Here is an 18,356-nt window from a genome sequence, read left to right as displayed (position 1 = left end):
TGCACAGCGAACGACGACGTTCCCCTGTGTGAGGAGAGAGACCATGCAGAAGATCAAGCCCTGTCTGTGGTTCGACGACCTGGCCCAGGAGGCCGCCGAGTTCTACGTGTCGGTCTTCGGCGGTGACTCCCGCATCGAGGACATCACCTACTGGAACGAGGGCTCCCCGAAGGCGGGATCGGTGCTGACCGTCGGCTTCGTGCTCGCCGGGCAGGAGTACCTCGGCCTCAACGGCGGCCCGGAGTTCACCTTCAGCGAGGCCGTCTCGCTCAGCGTGGACTGCGCGGACCAGCAGGAGGTCGACACCCTGTGGACGAAGCTCACCGAGGGCGGCGAGGAGAGCCAGTGCGGATGGCTGAAGGACAGGTACGGCCTGTCCTGGCAGATCGTCCCGCGCGCGCTGCCCGAGCTGCTCGCCGATCCCGACCGTGCCCGCGCCGACCGCGTGCTGAAGGCGATGATGGGGATGCGGAAGCTGGACGTCCAGGCCCTGCGGGACGCCTGAGGCACGCCCCCGCGCACGCCGTGCGAGGGCGGGGGATCGGGCGCACCCTGGAAGCAGGAATCCCGGGAGGTGACCGACATGATGGAGACCACGGTCGGCTGGCACATCGAGCTGGAATTCGAGGAGGACACCCACCGGACCCGCGCGGCCGCGATGGTGCGGCTGAGTGACGGGACCGAGGTACGGGCCCACGGGTACGCCAGCCGCCATCCCTCCGACGCCGAGCAGCCGAGGGTCGGCGAGGAGATCGCGGGCGCACGCGCGCTCAACGAGCTGGCCATGAAACTGCTCACCAAGGCGCACGACGAGATCGACGAGGCGTCCGGCCGCACGTCGTACCCGCTGACCTGACCGCCGGGCCCGAGCTTCTCCGGCCGCTCCACCGCCGGAGGGCGTGATCGGTAATGTCTGGGCCATGCCCAGTCGTTCACCGCTCCCGCCGCCGCCTCCGCCCGTGGAGATACGTACGTGGCCCGACCGCGACGCCCTGCTGAGGGACCGGGCGGTGATCCTCGGTGAGCTGGTGAAGATGTTCATCGGACCCGGCCGCCTCGGACTCCTCTGGATGTGGGCCGGGATCGCCGCGCTCGGCTGGTCGATGGCCGGAGCGGCGTTCCTCATGTTCGAGGACGCCTACGACCCCCTCGGTGTGATCCCGGGGGTCGTCTGCCTCGCCGTGGGCGCCGCCGTGCTGATCCCCGCGGCCGCCCTCATTGCCGTGGGCGTGGCCAGGGACCTGCGGGTGCACCGCCTCCTCGTGGCCTGGGGCGGCCTGGACCGCGACCCTGAGGGCGACATGGCCCTGCGCCGGCCGCGCGCGAGCCTGGTGTGGCTGCTGATGTCGTTCGTGCTCTGCGCGGCGGGTCTCTTCGGCTGCCTGGCCGTCCCGGCGACCGCCAGGGCGGGCGAGGAGACGTACGGCCTGGTGGCCTGGCTGATGGGGCTCGGGTTCCTCGCCTGGCTGACCGGGCTGACCGGCATCGTCAAGGCGTTCGCCCACCGCCGCTGGGTGCTGCGGGTGCTGGCCGGGGTGGAGGCCGACCCGCTGATCAGGGTCGGCGGCTGATCAGGTCCGCCTCACCGGCTGTCCGATCAGCATCGTCGGGGCCCCGGCCACCCGGGTCAGGAAGACGGTGGCCGCGTGCGGTCCCTGGAGCTTCATCTTCCGTCGCAGCTCCTCCGGTTCGACCGCGGAGCCTCGCTTCTTGACGGTCAGGACACCTACCTGACGCTCCCTCAGTAGTGCTTTCAGCTTCTTCATGTTGAAGGGCAGCTGATCGGTGATCTCGTACGCGGCCGTGGCGTCCGACTCGTACGGCCGGTCGCTCGTGACGTACGCGATGGTCTCGTCGATCAGCCTGCCCCCGCACCGCTCCACGATGTCGGCCACCAGATGGGCGCGGATGACGGCGCCGTCCGGCTCGTACAGATACCGGCCGACGGGGCCGACCGGCGGGGCGGGGAGCGGGCCCTCGGAGGCGAGGGTCGTGCGGGACGGGAGCAGCGTGGCCCGGAAGGTGCCGGGGGCGAAGCCCTCGCCGAACCAGAGCACGGCCTCCTTCACATCACCGCCGTCCGAGATCCACTCGGCCTCGGCCGCCGGTTCGATGGCCTCGTGGGGGACGCCGGGGGCGATCTTCAGCGCGGCCCTGGGGGCTTTCAGCGCGGCCCCGGTCGCCCAGGAGAGCGGCGGTGAGTAGGCCTCGGGATCGAAGATCCTGCCCCGCCCGCCGCGCCGCGCGGGGTCGACGAAGACCGCGCCGTACGGGGAGGTGTCGACCTCCGTGACATCGGCGCACCGCACCTCGACGAGGTCCTGGAGACCGAGCGCCCCGGCGTTGGCGCGGGCGACCTCGGCGGTGAGCGGGTCGCGGTCCACGGCCAGGACCGAGATGCCCGCCCTGGCCAGGGCGATCGCGTCGCCGCCGATGCCGCAGCAGAGATCGGCGAGGCTCCGCACGCCCAGCTCCGCGAACCGCTGCGCCCGGTAGCCGGCGACCGAGGTCCGGGTGGCCTGCTCCACGCCGTCGGGGGTGAAGAACATGCGGTACGCGTCCGCCGCCCCGAACTTCGCCACCGCGCGCTGACGCAGCCGCGCCTGGCCGAGCGCCGCCGACACGAGGGCGGCGGGGTGCGTGCGGCGCAGCCGGGTCGCGGTCGCCAGCTCCCGGGCGGGGTCGTGGTCGCGCAGCTCGTCCAGGAGCGCCGCGCCCTCGGGGGTGCGCAGGGCGGCGAAGGCGGCGAGCGGGTCGGCCGGGTCGGCCTGATCGGCAGGGGGAAGGGCGTTCACCGGTCCATTGTGAGCCAGCCGGGGGACCCGGCGGGCCGCCCGGAGGTGTCGCGGGAGGCAGCGGCCGGCCCGGTGGCAGGATGCGGCGCCATGCAGCTAGTACGACAAAACGAAAAATCTGTCACGAAGCGTCACAGACCTGCCTGTCTGGTCCTGGTCGCCCTGCTGATCGGCGCTGCCGCCTCCGGGTGCGGCGGCGCGGACGAAGGGGCCGCCGGTGGGCATGAGCCGGCCGCCGGGCGGCCGGGAGCCGCCGCCGCGCCGGCGGGCGCCGCCGCTGCCGAGGTGAAGGCGAAGGCCAGGGCCGAGCAGCTGAAGCGGCAGCTGGCCGCCCGCGTCGCCGTCGCGAAGAAGTGGGGCCTGGCGAAGGTCCCGCTCGCCGCCCCCGCGCCACCCGCCGAGAAGCCGCACATCACCACCCGCGAGGGCTTCGAGGTCGAGGGCGGGGAGAAGCTGCCGCCGGTCTTCACCACCGTGCCGACCAAGGAGCGGATCGTCTTCCTGACGATGGACGATGGTGCGGAGAAGGACCCCGAACTGCTGCGGATGATGGCGGAGCTGAACATCCCGTACAGCGCCTTCCTCAGCGACTACGAGGTCAGCGACGACTACGGCTACTTCAAGGACATGCAGGCCCGCGGCGTCACCCTCAACAACCACACGCTCAACCACCGCTATCTCCCGGGCCTCTCCGAGGAGGACCAGCGCCGGGAGATCTGCGGCTCGCAGGACAAGATCGAGAAGTTCCTGGGGAAGCGGCCCACGCTCTTCCGTCCGCCGTACGGCAACTACAACGGCGACACCCTGCGCATCGCCAAGTCCTGCGGCATCAAGGCCGTACCCCTGTGGGCCGCCGAGGCGTTCCCCGACCACATGGAGTGGCGCGAGTGGGACCGGGACCTGCACCCCGGCGACATCATCCTCACCCACTTCCGGGGCCGCGAGGACTGGGACGGCTCCATGGCCGACATGATCCGCAACGTCATGAAGACGGTGACGGACAAGGGGTACGCCGTAGCCAGACTGGAGGACTACGTCTGACGGGCGGTCCGGCCGAATGCACGGAACCCTTCGTGGATCTCCCGCGTTGTCCGGGCGTGCGCCGGTCCGCCGTACGGGCGTGCGCCGGTCCGCCGGCCGGGTGCGGACCGGTCCCGCGGCGCCACGCGAGGGTGGTGAATTGGCACTCCGCTTGACCGAGTGCTAATCGCGGTCATAGTCTCAGTGCTGGCACTCCCCGATGGAGAGTGCCAGCACAACCGCGCGACAGGGCAGGTCCGGCACCCGCGACGACGGATCGACCTGGTCGCCACCCCACAGACTGTTAAACCCCGTGAGATCTCCGAAGGGGGAGACCGGATCGTGTCGACCACCAGCTCCAAGGTTGCGATCAAGCCGCTCGAGGACCGCATTGTGGTCCAGCCGCTCGACGCCGAGCAGACCACGGCTTCCGGCCTGGTCATTCCGGACACCGCCAAGGAGAAGCCCCAGGAGGGCGTCGTCCTGGCCGTGGGCCCGGGCCGCTTCGAGAACGGCGAGCGCCTTCCGCTCGACGTCAAGACCGGCGATGTCGTTCTGTACAGCAAGTACGGCGGCACCGAGGTGAAGTACAACGGCGAGGAGTACCTCGTCCTCTCGGCGCGCGACGTCCTCGCGATCGTCGAGAAGTAATTCACCCACGTTTGCTTCTGTTCTGCGCCCCTGGCCCCCTGCGAAATAACTAGCCGGGTGGCGAGGGGCGCAGTTCGTTCGAGAGGGAAGTTCAGCCCATGGCGAAGATTCTGAAGTTCGACGAGGACGCCCGTCGCGCCCTTGAGCGCGGCGTCAACAAGCTTGCCGACACGGTGAAGGTGACGATCGGTCCGAAGGGCCGCAACGTCGTCATCGACAAGAAGTTCGGCGCCCCCACCATCACCAACGACGGTGTCACCATCGCGCGCGAGGTCGAGCTCGACGACCCGTACGAGAACCTCGGTGCCCAGCTGGTGAAGGAGGTGGCGACCAAGACCAACGACGTAGCGGGTGACGGCACCACCACCGCCACCGTGCTCGCCCAGGCCCTCGTCCGCGAAGGTCTGCGCAACGTCGCCGCGGGCGCGTCCCCGGCCGCCCTGAAGAAGGGCATCGACGCCGCCGTCAAGGCCGTGTCCGAGGACCTCCTCGCGACCGCCCGTCCGATCGACGACAAGGCCGACATCGCCGCCGTGGCCGCGCTCTCCGCGCAGGACCCGCAGGTCGGCGAGCTCATCGCGGACGCGATGGACAAGGTCGGCAAGGACGGTGTCATCACCGTCGAGGAGTCCAACACCTTCGGCCTGGACCTCGAGTTCACCGAGGGCATGGCCTTCGACAAGGGTTACCTGTCCCCGTACATGGTGACCGACCAGGAGCGTATGGAGGCCGTCCTCGACGACCCGTACATCCTGATCCACCAGGGCAAGATCGGCTCCATCCAGGAGCTGCTCCCGCTCCTGGAGAAGGTCATCCAGGCCGGTGGCTCCAAGCCGCTGCTGATCATCGCCGAGGACGTCGAGGGCGAGGCGCTCTCCACCCTCGTCGTCAACAAGATCCGTGGCACCTTCAACGCCGTCGCGGTGAAGGCCCCGGGCTTCGGCGACCGCCGCAAGGCCATGCTCGGCGACATCGCCACCCTCACCGGTGCAACCGTCATCGCCGAGGAGGTCGGCCTCAAGCTCGACCAGGCCGGTCTGGACGTGCTGGGCACCGCCCGCCGCGTCACCGTCTCCAAGGACGACACGACCATCGTCGACGGCGGCGGCGACTCCGCCGACGTCAAGGGCCGCGTCAACCAGATCAAGGCCGAGATCGAGTCCACGGACTCCGACTGGGACCGCGAGAAGCTCCAGGAGCGCCTCGCGAAGCTGGCCGGCGGCGTGTGCGTGATCCGCGTCGGTGCCGCCACCGAGGTCGAGCTCAAGGAGAAGAAGCACCGTCTGGAGGACGCCATCTCCGCGACCCGCGCCGCGGTCGAGGAGGGCATCGTCTCCGGTGGTGGCTCCGCTCTGGTCCACGCCGTCAAGGTCCTCGAGGGCAACCTCGGCAAGACCGGCGACGAGGCCACGGGTGTCGCGGTCGTGCGCCGCGCCGCCGTCGAGCCGCTCCGCTGGATCGCGGAGAACGCGGGCCTCGAGGGCTACGTCATCACCTCGAAGGTCTCCGAGCTCGAGAAGGGTCAGGGCTTCAACGCCGCGACCGGCGAGTACGGCGACCTGGTGAAGGCCGGCGTCATCGACCCGGTCAAGGTCACCCGCTCCGCCCTGGAGAACGCCGCGTCCATCGCGTCGCTGCTGCTCACGACCGAGACCCTGGTCGTCGAGAAGCCGGCCGAGGAAGAGGCCGAGGCCGGCCACAGCCACGGCGGTCACGGCCACTCCCACTAGTACGGCTCCGTACGCCACCGAGGCCCGGTACCCCCGTCGCGGGGGCACCGGGCCTCGGTGCTGTCAGGGGACGGCCGGCTACTGCGGGCCGTACGTCCGGCCCGCGCGGGAGGTGACTCCGCCGAGCAGGCTGCGGGGCGTCAGCTTCACCAGGCCCATCAGCGTCTTGTAGCGCGGGTCCGGGATCGACACCGTCCTGCCGCGGGCGAGGTCCGCCAGGGCCGCGGCCACCAGCTTGTCCGCGTCGAGCCACATCCAGCCCGGGATGTTGCCCGTCCCCATCCCGGCCCGCTCGTGGAACTCGGTCCGCACGAAGCCCGGGCACAGCGCCATCAGCCGCACCCCCGAACCCGCGAGGTCCTTCGCCGCGCCCTGGGTGAACTGGACGACCCAGGCCTTCGACGCCCCGTACGTCCCGCGCGGCAGGAAGGCGGCGACGGAGGCCACGTTCACCACCCCGCCGCGACCGCGCTCACGCATCGAGCCCGCGGCGGCCGACGTCAGACGCAGCACCGCCTCGCAGTGGACCTTCAGCATCGTCAGCTCGTCGGCCATGGAGACGTCCAGGTAGCGCCCCTTGTTGCCGAAGCCCGCGTTGTTGACCAGCAGGTCGACCGGGCTCACACGGTCCGTCAGCCGTGCGGCGACCGCGTCGATCCCGGCGTCCGTGGACAGGTCGGCCGTCAGCACCTCGGCCTCGATGCCGTGTCCGTCGTGCAGCTCCGTGGCCTGGGCCCGCAGCCGCTCCGTGTCACGGGCCACCAGCACCAGGTTGTGCCCGTCCGCCGCGAGCCGCCGTGCGAAGGCGGCCCCGATCCCCGCCGTCGCGCCCGTAATCAGTGCAGTCGTCATAAGCGGCACGTTAGCCGCCGCCCGCGGGGTCGCCCGACCCGCGTCCGCTTCCTGGAAGGCGGGCACGCCGCGGCTGTGCGCTCGGCCGGTGTCCGGTGTCCCTCCCTGCCGTACGCGTCAGGAGGCGGCGGCCTGCTTCGCCACGTACGCCCGGGCCGCGCGCAGGGTCTCCGTGTGCAGCGCGTCACCGGCGTCGAGCACACGGGGCAGCAGCTCCCGTTCGGTGGTCGTCGCCCGGAACTCCAGGGCCGCGGTGATCTCGTGGCCCGGGACGTGCACCACCTCGATCAGGTCGCCGGAACGGATCGTCCCCGGCTCGATCACCCGGAGGTACGCGCCCGTCGCCCCCTCACGGGTGAACCGCTTCACCCAGCCCCGCTCGCCCATGTGGCCCGCGAACGTACGGCACGGGATGCGGCCCGACGTCACCTCCAGGAGCAGCTCGTCGCCGATCCGCCAGCGCTCCCCGATCCGCGCGTTGCTCACGGTGACCCCGGAGGTCGTCAGGTTCTCGCCGAACGCGCCGTTGGGCAGGGGGCGGCCGAGCTGCTTCTCCCAGGCGTCGAGCTCCTCGCGCGCATAGGCGTACACGGCCTGGTCCGACCCGCCGTGGTGCCGGAGATCGCACACCGTGTCACCGGCCAGGCCGCTGCCGCCGCTGCCCTTGGGGCCGGGGTCGGTGACCCGCACGGGGCCGTCCGACGGCTGCTTGCCGATCCCGGTGAGCCCGTCGGGCCCGTCGGTGTGGGGAGAGGGGGTGGGGCGGCCGAGATTCACGGTGAGCACCTTCATAACCGGACAGACTAATCGGGAGTTCCTCAAAGCCGCTCATGAATATTCTGCCCCTGCTGCAAGCGTCGCTTATGGTTGAAGGGTGATCGAAGCCCGTCATCTCCGTGTCCTGCGCGCCGTGGCCACCACCGGTTCCTTCTCCGCCGCCGCGCGGGAGCTGGGCTGCACCCAGCCCGCCGTCAGCCAGCAGATGAAGGCCCTGGAGGGCTCGGCGGGCACCCCGCTGCTGATCCGTACGGGGCGTGAGATGCGGCTGACCCAGGCGGGTGAGGCACTGGTGCGCCACGCCTCCGGCATCCTCGCGGGGCTGACCGCCGCCGAGGAGGAGATCGCCGCCATCGCCGGACTGCGGGCCGGCCGGGTCCGGCTCGTGTCGTTCCCGAGCGGGAGCTCCACGCTGGTCCCCGGCGCCCTCGCCGCGCTGCGCGCCGCGCACCCCGGCACCCAGGTCTCGCTCGTGGAGGCGGAGCCGCCGCGCTCGGTGGAGATGCTGCGCGACGGGGACTGCGACATCGCGCTGGCGTTCCGTTACGGGACGGCCGGCGGCGAATGGGACGACCTGGTGGTGCGTCCGCTGCTCAGGGACCGGCTGATCGGTCTGGTTCCCGAGGGGCACCGGCTGGCGGGGGCGGACGCGGTGGACATCGGGGAGCTGGCCGACGAGCCGTGGATCGCCGGCTGCCCGCGCTGCAGGCGGCAGCTGGTGGAGGTGTGCGAGGAGTCCGGTTTCACCCCCCGGATCGACTTCGCCACGGATGACTACCCCGCGGTGATCGGTCTCGTCGGAGCGGGTCTCGGGGTCGCGGTCCTGCCCCGGCTGGCCCTCGAATCCGTACGGCCCAAGGGGTCGCGCACCGTGACGGTGGAGCCGGCCGTGGAGCGGGAGATCGTCGCCCTCACCCTGCCCGACCTCGCCAGGGTTCCGGCGGTGGCGGCGACCCTGGACCAGCTGTCCCAGGCTGCCGCGCGCTGACCTGCCCGGCCCGCCGCACCCGTGGTGCCGCCCCCGACGGCGGGCGCGCCAGGTGCGAGGAAACGTTTCTGCAATCGGCGGGTCGTGCTGGGTGTCAGGTGTGGCCGGCCTCCGGGGCCGGTCCGGAGTGCGCGGAGATCAGCCGGTTGCGGGCACGGCCCATGAGCTCCTCGCGCTCGTCCTCGGTCAGGCCGCCCCACACGCCGTAGGGCTCCCGTACGGCGAGTGCGTGAGCGGCGCACTCGGCACGCACCGGGCAGCGCATGCAGACCTCCTTCGCCGAGGTCTCACGGGCACTCCGGGCTGCTCCACGTTCTCCTTCGGGGTGGAAGAACAGCGAACTGTCGACCCCGCGGCAGGCGGCCAGCAGCTGCCAGTCCCACAGGTCCGCGTTGGGTCCGGGAAGGCGGGAGAAATCTGCCATTGCGTGTCCCCTCGAAACCTTGCTGGTTCGGAAACGGCTTCCTCGACCGTGGTGCTCGTCGATGACCGGAGTCCCGACCGTACATCTACGGTGTTAGTAGATGTAAATATGACTGATTGCGAATCTAGCCTCAGACGCCAGCAAAAGGGAAGAAAACCCGCTAAATGGGGCAGGCTGTCGAGTGAGTGATCGGTTGGCGGGTGGATGACCCCGTGTCGCTCTCCTCCGTGCGCGGCCCCTCACTTAGAGTGCCGAACCGGATGCTTTGCCCCGTAACTCTTTCGAGTGACCGTCGTTGATGGGGGAGAGGCGGTTGACGGAGAACGAGCTCGGGCAGATGTCCGAGGGGGTCAACCGCACAGGTGACGACTTGTATCAGCCTGGAGGCTCAAGGTGACGCGCATCAGCTGCGGAGGACGGTCATGACATCCGTCCTCGTCTGCGACGACTCCCCGCTTGCCCGAGAAGCGCTCCGCCGCGCGGTTGCGACCGTGCCCGGTGTCGAGCGTGTGACGACGGCGGCCAACGGCGAGGAAGTCCTCCGCCGCTGGGGGGCCGACCGTTCGGATTTGATTCTGATGGACGTACGCATGCCCGGTCTGGGGGGTGTGGAGACGGTCCGGCGGCTGCTCTCGGCGGACCCCGGGGCCAGGATCATCATGCTGACCGTCGCCGAGGACCTGGACGGCGTCGCGCTCGCGGTCGCCGCCGGTGCCCGCGGCTATCTGCACAAGGACGCCTCGCGTGCCGAGCTGCGCGCGACGGTGACCCAGGCGCTCGCCGACCCGACGTGGCGGCTCGCCCCGCGTCGGCTGCGGTCCGCCGAGATGGGGGCGGCGCCGACCCTCACCGCGCGGGAGATCCAGGTGCTCGAAGGGATGAGCCACGGCCGTTCCAACGCGGAGATCGGGCGCGAGCTCTTCCTCTCCGAGGACACGGTGAAGACGCACGCGCGACGCTTGTTCAAGAAGCTCGGGGCCTCGGACCGTGCGCACGCCGTGGCGCTCGGATTCCGCTGGGGCCTGGTCCGCTGATGCCGTGGCGCGGCCGTTAGCCGTGCGATCCCGTCCGCACGCCGGCGGACGGGGCGACGGTGGCGGCGGACCCCCCGGCCGGGCCCTCCTCACCAGCGCTATGTGACGCTTCCTGGCCGATGCCGCATCCTTGAGGTTGTGGAGTTCCTCGGGGAACATTCGGTCGAGCGGAAGGGGAGGGCGCAGGACATGACATCCGGCGCACCCGCTCAGAACGCTGGAGCACTCGCTCGCAACGTTCACAACGCTGCTCACGACGCTCACGACGCACCTGCCGACGTGCACGCCGACGTACCGTCCGACGTGCACGGGGAAGCGCGCGCCGACCGGGCCGTGGCGTCGGCAGGCGGTTCCGGCGCGCCCGTCGAGCGTGGCCGCGCCCCCGCTGATAACGCTTCGGTGCACAACTCGGGACGCGATGCCTCGGATCGGACGGCGCCGGGGCACCATGGTCCGATGCGCGAGGACGGGACGACGGTGATCGGTGCTCTGGTGCACCGTGCCGTCGACGGTGACGCGCAGGCCACCCACGACCTGCTGGCCCACGTGCACCCCCTCGCCCTGCGCTACTGCAGGTCCCGGCTGAACCGGCTGCCCGGTGATGCCCGTCACTTCGTGGAGGACCTCGCGCAGGAGGTCTGCGTGGCGGTGCTCATGGCGCTGCCGCGGTACAAGGACACCGGCAGGCCCTTCGAAGCCTTCGTCTTCGCCATCGCCGGCCACAAGGTCGCCGACCTCCAGCGCGCCGCGATGCGGCACCCGGGATCGACGGCCGTGCCCTCCGACGAGATGCCGGAGCGGCCCGACGACTCGCTCGGACCCGAGGAGCGGGCGCTGCTCAGCAGTGACGCGGCCTGGGCCAAGAAGCTCCTCGCCAACCTTCCGGAGAACCAGCGCGAGCTGCTGGTCCTCCGGGTCGCGGTCGGTCTGACCGCGGAGGAGACCGGACAGATGCTCGGAATGTCCCCGGGCGCCGTCCGCGTCGCCCAGCACCGCGCACTGAGCAGACTGCGGGCCCTCGCGGGCCAGTAGGGACCGGTCCGGCCAGGCTCCCAGGGTGTGGAGGAAGCCACATATCCGCTAGGTGATCTTGCTCGTGGAATGAGACACCCCGTTGGGCCGTTAGCATGGACATCCGCACCGATCAAGGCCATTTGGGGAAGGTGTCATGACTGCAAACGTCGACGGAGTGCCCGAGAAATTCGCGACGCTCGGGCTGACATACGACGACGTGCTGCTGCTGCCGGGCGCATCTGATGTGTTGCCCAACGCGGTCGACACCTCGTCGCTCATCTCGCGGAACGTACGCGTGAACATCCCGCTGCTCTCCGCCGCGATGGACAAGGTGACCGAGGCCCGCATGGCCATCGCCATGGCCCGGCAGGGAGGCGTCGGCGTACTGCACCGCAACCTCTCGGTCGAGGACCAGGTCAACCAGGTCGACCTGGTGAAGCGGTCCGAGTCCGGCATGGTCACCGACCCGATCACGGTGCACCCCGATGCCACGCTCGGTGAGGCCGACGCGCTGTGCGCCAAGTTCCGCATCAGCGGAGTGCCGGTCACCGACGCCGCGGGCAAGCTCCTCGGGATCGTGACCAACCGCGACATGGCCTTCGAGTCGGACCGGACGCGCCAGGTGCGCGAGGTCATGACGCCGATGCCGCTGGTCACGGGCAAGGTCGGCATCTCCGGCGTGGAGGCCATGGAGCTGCTGCGCCGCCACAAGATCGAGAAGCTGCCGCTGGTCGACGAGGCCGGCATCCTCAAGGGCCTCATCACGGTCAAGGACTTCAAGAAGGCCGAGCAGTACCCGAACGCCGCCAAGGACGCCGAAGGCCGTCTGCTGGTCGGCGCGGCCGTCGGCGCCAGCCCCGAGGCGCTGGACCGCGCCCAGGCGCTCGCGTCCGCCGGGGTCGACTTCCTGATCGTCGACACCTCGCACGGCCACAACAGCAACGCCCTCAACTGGATGGCGAAGATCAAGTCGGCCGTGGACGTGGACGTCATCGGCGGCAACGTCGCGACCCGCGACGGCGCCCAGGCCCTGATCGACGCCGGCGTGGACGGCGTCAAGGTGGGTGTCGGACCCGGTTCGATCTGTACCACCCGTGTGGTCGCCGGCATCGGCGTCCCGCAGGTCACCGCGATCTACGAGGCCGCTCTGGCGGCCCGCGCCGCGGGCGTCCCGGTCATCGGCGACGGCGGCCTGCAGTACTCCGGCGACATCGGCAAGGCCCTGGTGGCCGGCGCCGACACGGTGATGCTCGGCTCGCTGCTCGCGGGCTGCGAGGAGTCCCCGGGCGAGCTGATGTTCATCAACGGCAAGCAGTTCAAGTCGTACCGCGGCATGGGCTCGCTGGGCGCGATGCAGTCCCGTGGGCAGGGACGCTCGTACTCGAAGGACCGCTACTTCCAGGGCGAGGTGTCGTCCGACGAAAAGCTGATCGCCGAGGGCATCGAGGGCCAGGTGCCCTACCGCGGCCCGCTGGGCAACGTGCTGTACCAGCTCGTCGGCGGCCTCCGCCAGACGATGGGGTACGTGGGCGCGGCCTCCATCGGCGAGATGGAGAGCAAGGGACGCTTCGTGCGGATCACGTCCGCGGGTCTCAAGGAGAGCCACCCGCACGACATCCAGATGACGGCCGAGGCACCGAACTACAGCAAGAAGTAACGCGACAACGCAGGTGAGGGGCGGTCCGGGGTTCCCGGAACCGCCCCTCCCTCATGTGTCGGGGATACTGGACAGCGCAGACGTAGAGGGAAAGGCCACACATCGTGACTGAGATCGAGATCGGGCGCGGCAAGCGCGGCCGCAGGGCATACGCGTTCGACGACATCGCTGTCGTACCGAGCCGCCGCACCCGGGACCCGAAGGAGGTCTCGATCGCCTGGCAGATCGACGCCTACCGCTTCGAGCTGCCCTTCCTGGCGGCGCCCATGGACTCGGTGGTCTCCCCGCAGACCGCCATCCGCATCGGTGAGCTGGGCGGCCTCGGCGTCCTCAACCTCGAAGGGCTGTGGACCCGGCACGCCGACCCGCAGGCCCTGCTCGACGAGATCGCCGAGATGCCCGTCGAGACCGCCACCCCGCGGCTCCAGGAGATCTACTCCGCCCCCATCCAGGAGGAGCTGATCGGGCAGCGCATCAAGGAGGTGCGCGACTCCGGTGTCGTCACCGCCGCCGCGCTCTCGCCGCAGCGCACCGCGCAGTTCTCCAAGGCCGTCGTCGACGCGGGCGTGGACATCTTCGTCATCCGCGGTACGACGGTCTCCGCCGAGCACGTCTCCGGCGCGGCCGAGCCGCTCAACCTGAAGCAGTTCATCTACGAGCTGGACGTCCCGGTCATCGTCGGCGGCTGCGCCACGTACACCGCCGCCCTGCACCTGATGCGCACCGGCGCGGCCGGTGTCCTCGTCGGCTTCGGCGGCGGCGCGGCGCACACCACGCGCAACGTCTTCGGCATCCAGGTCCCGATGGCGACCGCGGTCGCCGATGTGGCCGGGGCCCGCCGCGACTACATGGACGAGTCCGGCGGCCGGTACGTCCACGTCATCGCGGACGGCGGCGTCGGCTGGTCCGGCGACCTGCCCAAGGCCATCGCCTGCGGCGCGGACGCCGTGATGATGGGCTCCCCGCTGGCCCGCGCCACGGACGCGCCCGGCCGCGGCCGACACTGGGGCATGGAGGCCGTCCACGAGGACGTGCCGCGCGGCAAGCTGGTCGACCTCGGCTCCGTCGGCACGACGGAAGAGGTCCTCACCGGCCCCTCGCACAACCCCGACGGCTCGATGAACATCTTCGGCGCGCTGCGCCGGGCGATGGCCACCACGGGCTACAGCGACCTCAAGGAGTTCCAGCGGGTCGAGGTGACGGTGGCGGACTCGCAGCACCGCCGCTGACGTCCCCGTACACGTGTGAGGGCTCGGACCGCAGCTGCGGTCCGAGCCCTCACGCATGTCGTCGGTCAGCCGGCGCGCTTGGCGCCACCGAAGGCGGCGATCGGGCCCAGGGCGAGGAAGAGGTACGTCATGAAGTCGGCCTCGTGCTTCCAGACGTCCAGGACATCACCGAAGTGGTCGAAGAAGACCTCGGAGAAGCCGACGCCGAGGCCGTCCGCCAGGATCATCGACATACCGACGAGCTGGCCCAGGAAGACCGCGCCCAGGGAGAAGGCGGCGCTGACGACGCCGACGAGCGGGTTGGCTCCGCCGACCTTGCTTGCCGCGAAGCCGACCAGGAAGCCGACACCGACGGCCGCGTAGCCGACCTCGCGCTCGATCGAGCCGGCTATCACGCCGTAGAGGATCGCGGCGACGATCGCGGTACCGAGGGCGGTCAGCACGCCGAGGCCGATGTTGTTGCGGGAGGCCTGCGGGGCGGGCGGGAACGGCGTGCCACCACCGAACTGGCCGGGCTGCTGGCCGGCGAACGGGTTCCCCGTGGGCGCGGCGCCGGGGTGGGCCGGGTACGGGCTGCCGGGCTGCTGCTGACCCGCGTACGGGTTCCCGTCGGTCGGCTGCCCGCCGCCGTAGGGCTGCTGGGGCGGGTTCGGCGGCTGCACGGGCTGGCTCATGGTGGATCTTCCCCCTGGAACGGATGCGCACTGCTGTGCGACGAGTGACGCCGCAGGCTAGCAGGCCCCACCGACACAGGGCACCGGGAATGCCTTGCGGGACTTGGGATCCGGCGGGTTCTAGAGTCGGTGGGCGGCACCCGCAGGGGTGGCTCCCCTTGTGTCCAGGAGGAGTTGGGCCTTCACGGCGAGGCCCTGGAGGTCGTACGTGCGGTGGTGCTGGAGCAGCACCGTCAGATCGGCCCCGGCGGCGGCCTCGTAGAGCGAGTCGGCGCGGGGGACGGGCAGGTCGCGTACCCGCCAGTCCAGGACGTGCGGGTCGTGGTAGCCGATCTGGGCGCCCATGTCCATGAGCCGGGTCGCGATCTCGCGGGCGGGCGAGGCCTCCTGGTCGGCGAGGTCCGGCTTGTACGTGACGCCGAGGAGCAGGACCCGGGCGCCCCGGACGGACTTGCCGTGCTCGTTCAGCAGGGTCGCGCAGCGCTGGATCACATAGCTCGGCATCCGGTCGTTGATCTCCTTGGCCAGCGAGACCATGCGCAACGGGTGTCCGGGCGTACGGCTGTTGTACGGGAAGTAGCCGGGGTCCACCGGGGCGCCGTGGCCGCCGACCCCGGGGCCGGGGCGGAACGGCTCGAAGCCGAACGGTTTGGTCTCGGCGCACCTGATGACGTCCCAGAGGTCGACGCCCAGGTCGTGGCAGAGCACCGCCATCTCGTTGACCAGCGCGATGTTGACGTGCCGGAAGTTGGTTTCGAGGACCTTCGTCATCTCCGCCTCGCGCGGCCCGCGGGCCCGGACGACCTTGTCGGTGAGCCGTCCGTAGAAGGCGGCGGCCGACTCGGTGCACGCGGGGGTGAGGCCGCCGATGACCTTCGGGGTGTTGCCGTACACATGGGTGCGGTTGCCGGGGTCGAGGCGGCCGGGGGAGTGGGCCAGGTGGAAGTCGCGGCCGGCGCGCAGCCCGGAGCCCTCCTCCAGCAGGGGGCGGACGACGTTCTCGGTGGTGCCGGGGGGCACGGCCGACTCCACCAGGACGGTGGTGTGCGGCCGCAGCCGGGCGGCGAGCGCGCGGGCCGCGTCGGTGACGGCGCGGAGGTCGAGGGTGCGGTCCGGTCCGAGGGGGGTGGGGGCGCAGATCGCGGCGGTGCGCACCCGGCCGAGCTCGGCCGGGTCGGCGGTGGGCCGGAAGCCGCCCGAGAGCATCCGGCGGATGGCGGAGGCGCTGAGGGATCCCTCGACCGGCGTACGGCCCGCCGAGAGTTCGGCGAAGGGGCGTGGGTCGGTGTCGTAGCCGACGGTGTGGATCCCCACGCCGACGGCTGCTTGGGCGAGGGGCAGGCCGAGGTGACCGAGTCCGATGACGGCGAGGTCTGCGGGCATGTGGGCCGTCCTTTCCCTAAGGCCAAGAGACAGAAAGTGCAACTGCTGTGGACAGTGCTATGTCAGACTAGGCGTAAATATGACCTATATGTCGCATTCTGTGACTCGTGTGGGGCGGGTGTTGTCCACAGGCGGTGGCTGAAGTCGTGGAGCGCGGACAGAATCGAGGGGTGGGCACGGGCGCCCGGCCTCCGGCCGGTCTCCGCTCCTGTGCCCTACCCGATGCACCGGGAATACCGGGAGGCAGCAGTGAGGACAGCGACACTGGGACCCGCGGAGCGCGCCGAGGCGCTGACCGCGATGGCCGAGCGCGAACTGGACGTGCTGGTCGTGGGAGCGGGCGTGGTAGGCGCCGGGACCGCGCTGGACGCGGTCACCAGAGGGCTCTCGACCGGGCTGGTCGAGGCGCGCGACTGGGCCTCCGGCACGTCGAGCAGGTCGAGCAAGCTGATCCACGGCGGGCTGCGCTATCTGGAGATGCTGGACTTCGCGCTCGTACGGGAGGCGCTGAAGGAGCGCGGGCTGCTGCTGGAGCGGCTGGCACCCCACCTGGTGAAGCCCGTCCCCTTCCTCTACCCGTTGCAGCACAAGGGCTGGGAGCGGCTGTACGCGGGCTCGGGCGTCGCTCTGTACGACGCGATGTCGGTGTCCTCCGGACACGGGCGCGGGCTGCCCGTGCACCGGCACCTCTCCCGGCGCCGCGCCCTGCGGGTCGCCCCCGCCCTGAAGAAGGACGCCCTGGTCGGAGCCCTGCAGTACTACGACGCCCAGATGGACGACGCGCGCTATGTGGCGACCCTGGTGCGCACGGCCGCGGGGTACGGCGCGCAGGTGGCCAACAGGGCGCGGGTGACCGGCTTCCTCCGCGAGGGCGAGCGGGTCGTCGGCGCGCGGGTGCAGGACGTCGAGGGCGGCGCGGAGTACGAGATCAGGGCCAAGCAGGTGGTCAACGCGACCGGGGTGTGGACGGACGACACCCAGGCGCTGATCGGTGAGCGCGGCCAGTTCCACGTCCGGGCGTCGAAGGGCATCCACCTGGTGGTGCCCAAGGACCGCATCCACTCCTCCACGGGGCTCATCCTGCGGACCGAGAAGTCGGTGCTCTTCGTGATCCCGTGGGGCCGCCACTGGATCATCGGCACGACCGACACCGACTGGGACCTGGACAAGGCCCACCCGGCCGCGTCCAGCGCCGACATCGACTATCTGCTCGAACACGTGAACTCGGTGCTGAACACCCCGCTGGGCAGGGACGACGTCGAGGGCGTCTACGCCGGACTCCGCCCCCTGCTGGCCGGCGAGTCCGACGCCACGAGCAAGCTCTCCCGCGAACACACGGTGGCCCACCCGGCGCCCGGGCTCGTCGTCGTCGCGGGCGGCAAGTACACGACGTACCGGGTGATGGCGAAGGACGCCGTCGACGAGGCGGTGCACGGGCTGGACCAGCGGGTGGCGGACTGCGTCACGGAGGACATCCCGCTGCTGGGCGCCGAGGGCTACCGCGCCCTGTGGAACGCCCGGGCCAGGATCGCCGCCCGCACCGGGCTGCACGTCGTCCGGGTGGAGCACCTGCTCAACCGCTACGGCGCGATGACCGAGGAGCTCCTGGAGCTCGTCAAGGCGGACTCCTCGCTGGGCGAGCCGCTGGCGGGCGCCGAGGACTACCTGCGCGCCGAAATCGTCTACGCCGCTTCGCACGAGGGTGCCCGGCACCTCGACGACGTCCTGACGCGGCGCACCCGCATCTCCATCGAGACCTTCGACCGGGGCACCCGCTGCGCCCGTGAGTGCGCGGACCTGATGGCACCGGTGCTGGGCTGGGACACGGACCAGGTCGAGCGGGAGGTGGAGCACTACCGCAAGCGGGTGGAGGCGGAACGGGAGTCCCAGCGGCAGCCGGACGACCTGACGGCCGACGCGGCACGGCTGGGGGCGCCGGACATCGTTCATCTCTGAGGGCTCTCCTGAGGCCCCTTCGGCCGCTGGGGCCGTGCAACTCTTCGCCGTCGGGGGCGTTGTGGAGCGCCCGGAAGAGGGCCGCCGGGGCGGCGGCCCTCGACGGCGGACCGGGGTAGGTAGGACGATGCGGTCGTGAGGTGTGGTTCGCTTGGCGGGCTCGCGGTTCCCA

Annotated in this window: 18 protein-coding genes; 12 read left to right on the top strand and 6 right to left on the bottom strand. The window is 70.9% G+C overall.

What is annotated here, in order from left to right; genetic code table 11:
• Positions 1-43: 43 nt before the first annotated feature.
• From ACIRD8_RS07725 to ACIRD8_RS07715, 3 genes are all read left to right on the top strand, one after another.
• Entirely contained in the window at positions 44-505 is a 462-nt protein-coding gene (locus tag ACIRD8_RS07725; protein ID WP_403987703.1) for a VOC family protein, read from the top strand.
• A 78-nt stretch (positions 506-583) separates the two neighbouring features.
• Positions 584-856, top strand: a complete 273-nt coding sequence (locus ACIRD8_RS07720; RefSeq protein ID WP_104791830.1) for a DUF1876 domain-containing protein — start codon at positions 584-586, stop codon at positions 854-856.
• 64 nt (positions 857-920) lie between these two features.
• Entirely contained in the window at positions 921-1,571 is a 651-nt protein-coding gene (locus ACIRD8_RS07715; RefSeq protein WP_403987700.1) for a hypothetical protein, read from the top strand.
• Here ACIRD8_RS07715 and ACIRD8_RS07710 read toward each other — a convergent pair whose 3' ends face one another.
• A complete protein-coding gene (locus tag ACIRD8_RS07710) occupies positions 1,572-2,795 on the bottom strand; it encodes an SAM-dependent methyltransferase (RefSeq protein WP_403987697.1) in 1,224 nt (407 codons plus the stop codon).
• Positions 2,796-2,885: 90 nt separating this feature from the next.
• Between ACIRD8_RS07710 and ACIRD8_RS07705 the strand changes: the two genes are divergently transcribed.
• The 3 genes from ACIRD8_RS07705 (at position 2,886) to groL (ending at position 6,196) form a co-directional block, all read left to right on the top strand.
• The gene (locus ACIRD8_RS07705; protein ID WP_403987694.1) at positions 2,886-3,836 is read left to right on the top strand and encodes a polysaccharide deacetylase family protein; all 951 of its coding nucleotides are present in this window, start codon (positions 2,886-2,888) and stop codon (positions 3,834-3,836) included.
• Between the two features lie 321 nt (positions 3,837-4,157).
• The gene (groES, locus tag ACIRD8_RS07700) at positions 4,158-4,466 is read left to right on the top strand and encodes a co-chaperone GroES (protein WP_003966899.1); all 309 of its coding nucleotides are present in this window, start codon (positions 4,158-4,160) and stop codon (positions 4,464-4,466) included.
• Between the two features lie 98 nt (positions 4,467-4,564).
• On the top strand, positions 4,565-6,196 hold the full coding sequence (gene groL / locus ACIRD8_RS07695; RefSeq protein ID WP_403987692.1) for a chaperonin GroEL: 1,632 nt from the start codon (positions 4,565-4,567) through the stop codon (positions 6,194-6,196).
• 78 nt (positions 6,197-6,274) lie between these two features.
• Here groL and ACIRD8_RS07690 read toward each other — a convergent pair whose 3' ends face one another.
• Complete coding sequence (locus ACIRD8_RS07690) at positions 6,275-7,048, bottom strand: SDR family NAD(P)-dependent oxidoreductase (protein WP_403987689.1); 774 nt, start codon at positions 7,046-7,048, stop codon at positions 6,275-6,277.
• Positions 7,049-7,165: 117 nt separating this feature from the next.
• Entirely contained in the window at positions 7,166-7,840 is a 675-nt protein-coding gene (locus ACIRD8_RS07685) for an MOSC domain-containing protein (protein ID WP_403987686.1), read from the bottom strand.
• 82 nt (positions 7,841-7,922) lie between these two features.
• Between ACIRD8_RS07685 and ACIRD8_RS07680 the strand changes: the two genes are divergently transcribed.
• On the top strand, positions 7,923-8,813 hold the full coding sequence (locus tag ACIRD8_RS07680) for a LysR family transcriptional regulator (protein WP_403987683.1): 891 nt from the start codon (positions 7,923-7,925) through the stop codon (positions 8,811-8,813).
• Positions 8,814-8,907: 94 nt separating this feature from the next.
• Here the strand turns inward: ACIRD8_RS07680 and ACIRD8_RS07675 are convergent, their stop codons facing one another.
• Positions 8,908-9,237, bottom strand: coding sequence for a WhiB family transcriptional regulator (locus ACIRD8_RS07675; protein ID WP_099173812.1), 330 nt, complete (start codon positions 9,235-9,237; stop codon positions 8,908-8,910).
• 422 nt (positions 9,238-9,659) lie between these two features.
• On the opposite strand from ACIRD8_RS07675, the gene ACIRD8_RS07670 reads away from it, so the two are divergent.
• The 4 genes from ACIRD8_RS07670 (at position 9,660) to ACIRD8_RS07655 (ending at position 14,171) form a co-directional block, all read left to right on the top strand.
• Complete coding sequence (locus tag ACIRD8_RS07670; protein WP_003948568.1) at positions 9,660-10,271, top strand: response regulator transcription factor; 612 nt, start codon at positions 9,660-9,662, stop codon at positions 10,269-10,271.
• A gap of 456 nt (positions 10,272-10,727) precedes the next feature.
• Positions 10,728-11,303 (top strand): sigma-70 family RNA polymerase sigma factor, encoded by a 576-nt coding sequence (locus ACIRD8_RS07665; protein ID WP_030123887.1) that lies wholly within the window; start codon positions 10,728-10,730, stop codon positions 11,301-11,303.
• A gap of 136 nt (positions 11,304-11,439) precedes the next feature.
• On the top strand, positions 11,440-12,942 hold the full coding sequence (gene guaB / locus ACIRD8_RS07660) for an IMP dehydrogenase (protein ID WP_403987680.1): 1,503 nt from the start codon (positions 11,440-11,442) through the stop codon (positions 12,940-12,942).
• 104 nt (positions 12,943-13,046) lie between these two features.
• Positions 13,047-14,171 carry a GuaB3 family IMP dehydrogenase-related protein gene (locus ACIRD8_RS07655; protein WP_104788355.1) on the top strand — a complete coding sequence of 375 codons (1,125 nt, stop codon included), beginning with the start codon at positions 13,047-13,049 and terminating at the stop codon, positions 14,169-14,171.
• A gap of 65 nt (positions 14,172-14,236) precedes the next feature.
• Here the strand turns inward: ACIRD8_RS07655 and ACIRD8_RS07650 are convergent, their stop codons facing one another.
• Together ACIRD8_RS07650 and ACIRD8_RS07645 are read right to left on the bottom strand one after the other, a co-directional pair.
• The gene (locus ACIRD8_RS07650; RefSeq protein WP_403987677.1) at positions 14,237-14,845 is read right to left on the bottom strand and encodes a hypothetical protein; all 609 of its coding nucleotides are present in this window, start codon (positions 14,843-14,845) and stop codon (positions 14,237-14,239) included.
• A 120-nt stretch (positions 14,846-14,965) separates the two neighbouring features.
• A complete protein-coding gene (locus ACIRD8_RS07645; RefSeq protein ID WP_403987674.1) occupies positions 14,966-16,228 on the bottom strand; it encodes a nucleotide sugar dehydrogenase in 1,263 nt (420 codons plus the stop codon).
• 249 nt (positions 16,229-16,477) lie between these two features.
• Here ACIRD8_RS07645 and ACIRD8_RS07640 point away from each other — a divergent pair, with 249 nt between their 5' ends.
• Positions 16,478-18,184, top strand: coding sequence for a glycerol-3-phosphate dehydrogenase/oxidase (locus ACIRD8_RS07640; protein WP_403987671.1), 1,707 nt, complete (start codon positions 16,478-16,480; stop codon positions 18,182-18,184).
• Positions 18,185-18,356: the final 172 nt, after the last annotated feature.

The organism is Streptomyces sp. NPDC102451, from assembly GCF_044765485.1.
In the GTDB taxonomy this organism is placed as follows: Bacteria; Actinomycetota; Actinomycetes; order Streptomycetales; family Streptomycetaceae; genus Streptomyces.
Note: the sequence above shows the minus strand (reverse complement) of the source record. Positions and strands in the feature narration are given on the sequence as shown.

Coding starts and splice junctions, on each gene's coding strand:
- guaB (WP_403987680.1), top strand. CDS start 11,440: ATGACTGCAAACGTCGACGGAGTGCCCGAGAAATTCGCGACGCTCGGG.
- ACIRD8_RS07675 (WP_099173812.1), bottom strand. CDS start 9,237: ATGGCAGATTTCTCCCGCCTTCCCGGACCCAACGCGGACCTGTGGGAC.
- ACIRD8_RS07705 (WP_403987694.1), top strand. CDS start 2,886: ATGCAGCTAGTACGACAAAACGAAAAATCTGTCACGAAGCGTCACAGA.
- ACIRD8_RS07725 (WP_403987703.1), top strand. CDS start 44: ATGCAGAAGATCAAGCCCTGTCTGTGGTTCGACGACCTGGCCCAGGAG.
- ACIRD8_RS07645 (WP_403987674.1), bottom strand. CDS start 16,228: ATGCCCGCAGACCTCGCCGTCATCGGACTCGGTCACCTCGGCCTGCCC.
- ACIRD8_RS07670 (WP_003948568.1), top strand. CDS start 9,660: ATGACATCCGTCCTCGTCTGCGACGACTCCCCGCTTGCCCGAGAAGCG.
- ACIRD8_RS07720 (WP_104791830.1), top strand. CDS start 584: ATGATGGAGACCACGGTCGGCTGGCACATCGAGCTGGAATTCGAGGAG.
- ACIRD8_RS07685 (WP_403987686.1), bottom strand. CDS start 7,840: ATGAAGGTGCTCACCGTGAATCTCGGCCGCCCCACCCCCTCTCCCCAC.
- ACIRD8_RS07715 (WP_403987700.1), top strand. CDS start 921: ATGCCCAGTCGTTCACCGCTCCCGCCGCCGCCTCCGCCCGTGGAGATA.
- ACIRD8_RS07665 (WP_030123887.1), top strand. CDS start 10,728: ATGCGCGAGGACGGGACGACGGTGATCGGTGCTCTGGTGCACCGTGCC.
- ACIRD8_RS07690 (WP_403987689.1), bottom strand. CDS start 7,048: ATGACGACTGCACTGATTACGGGCGCGACGGCGGGGATCGGGGCCGCC.
- ACIRD8_RS07650 (WP_403987677.1), bottom strand. CDS start 14,845: ATGAGCCAGCCCGTGCAGCCGCCGAACCCGCCCCAGCAGCCCTACGGC.
- groL (WP_403987692.1), top strand. CDS start 4,565: ATGGCGAAGATTCTGAAGTTCGACGAGGACGCCCGTCGCGCCCTTGAG.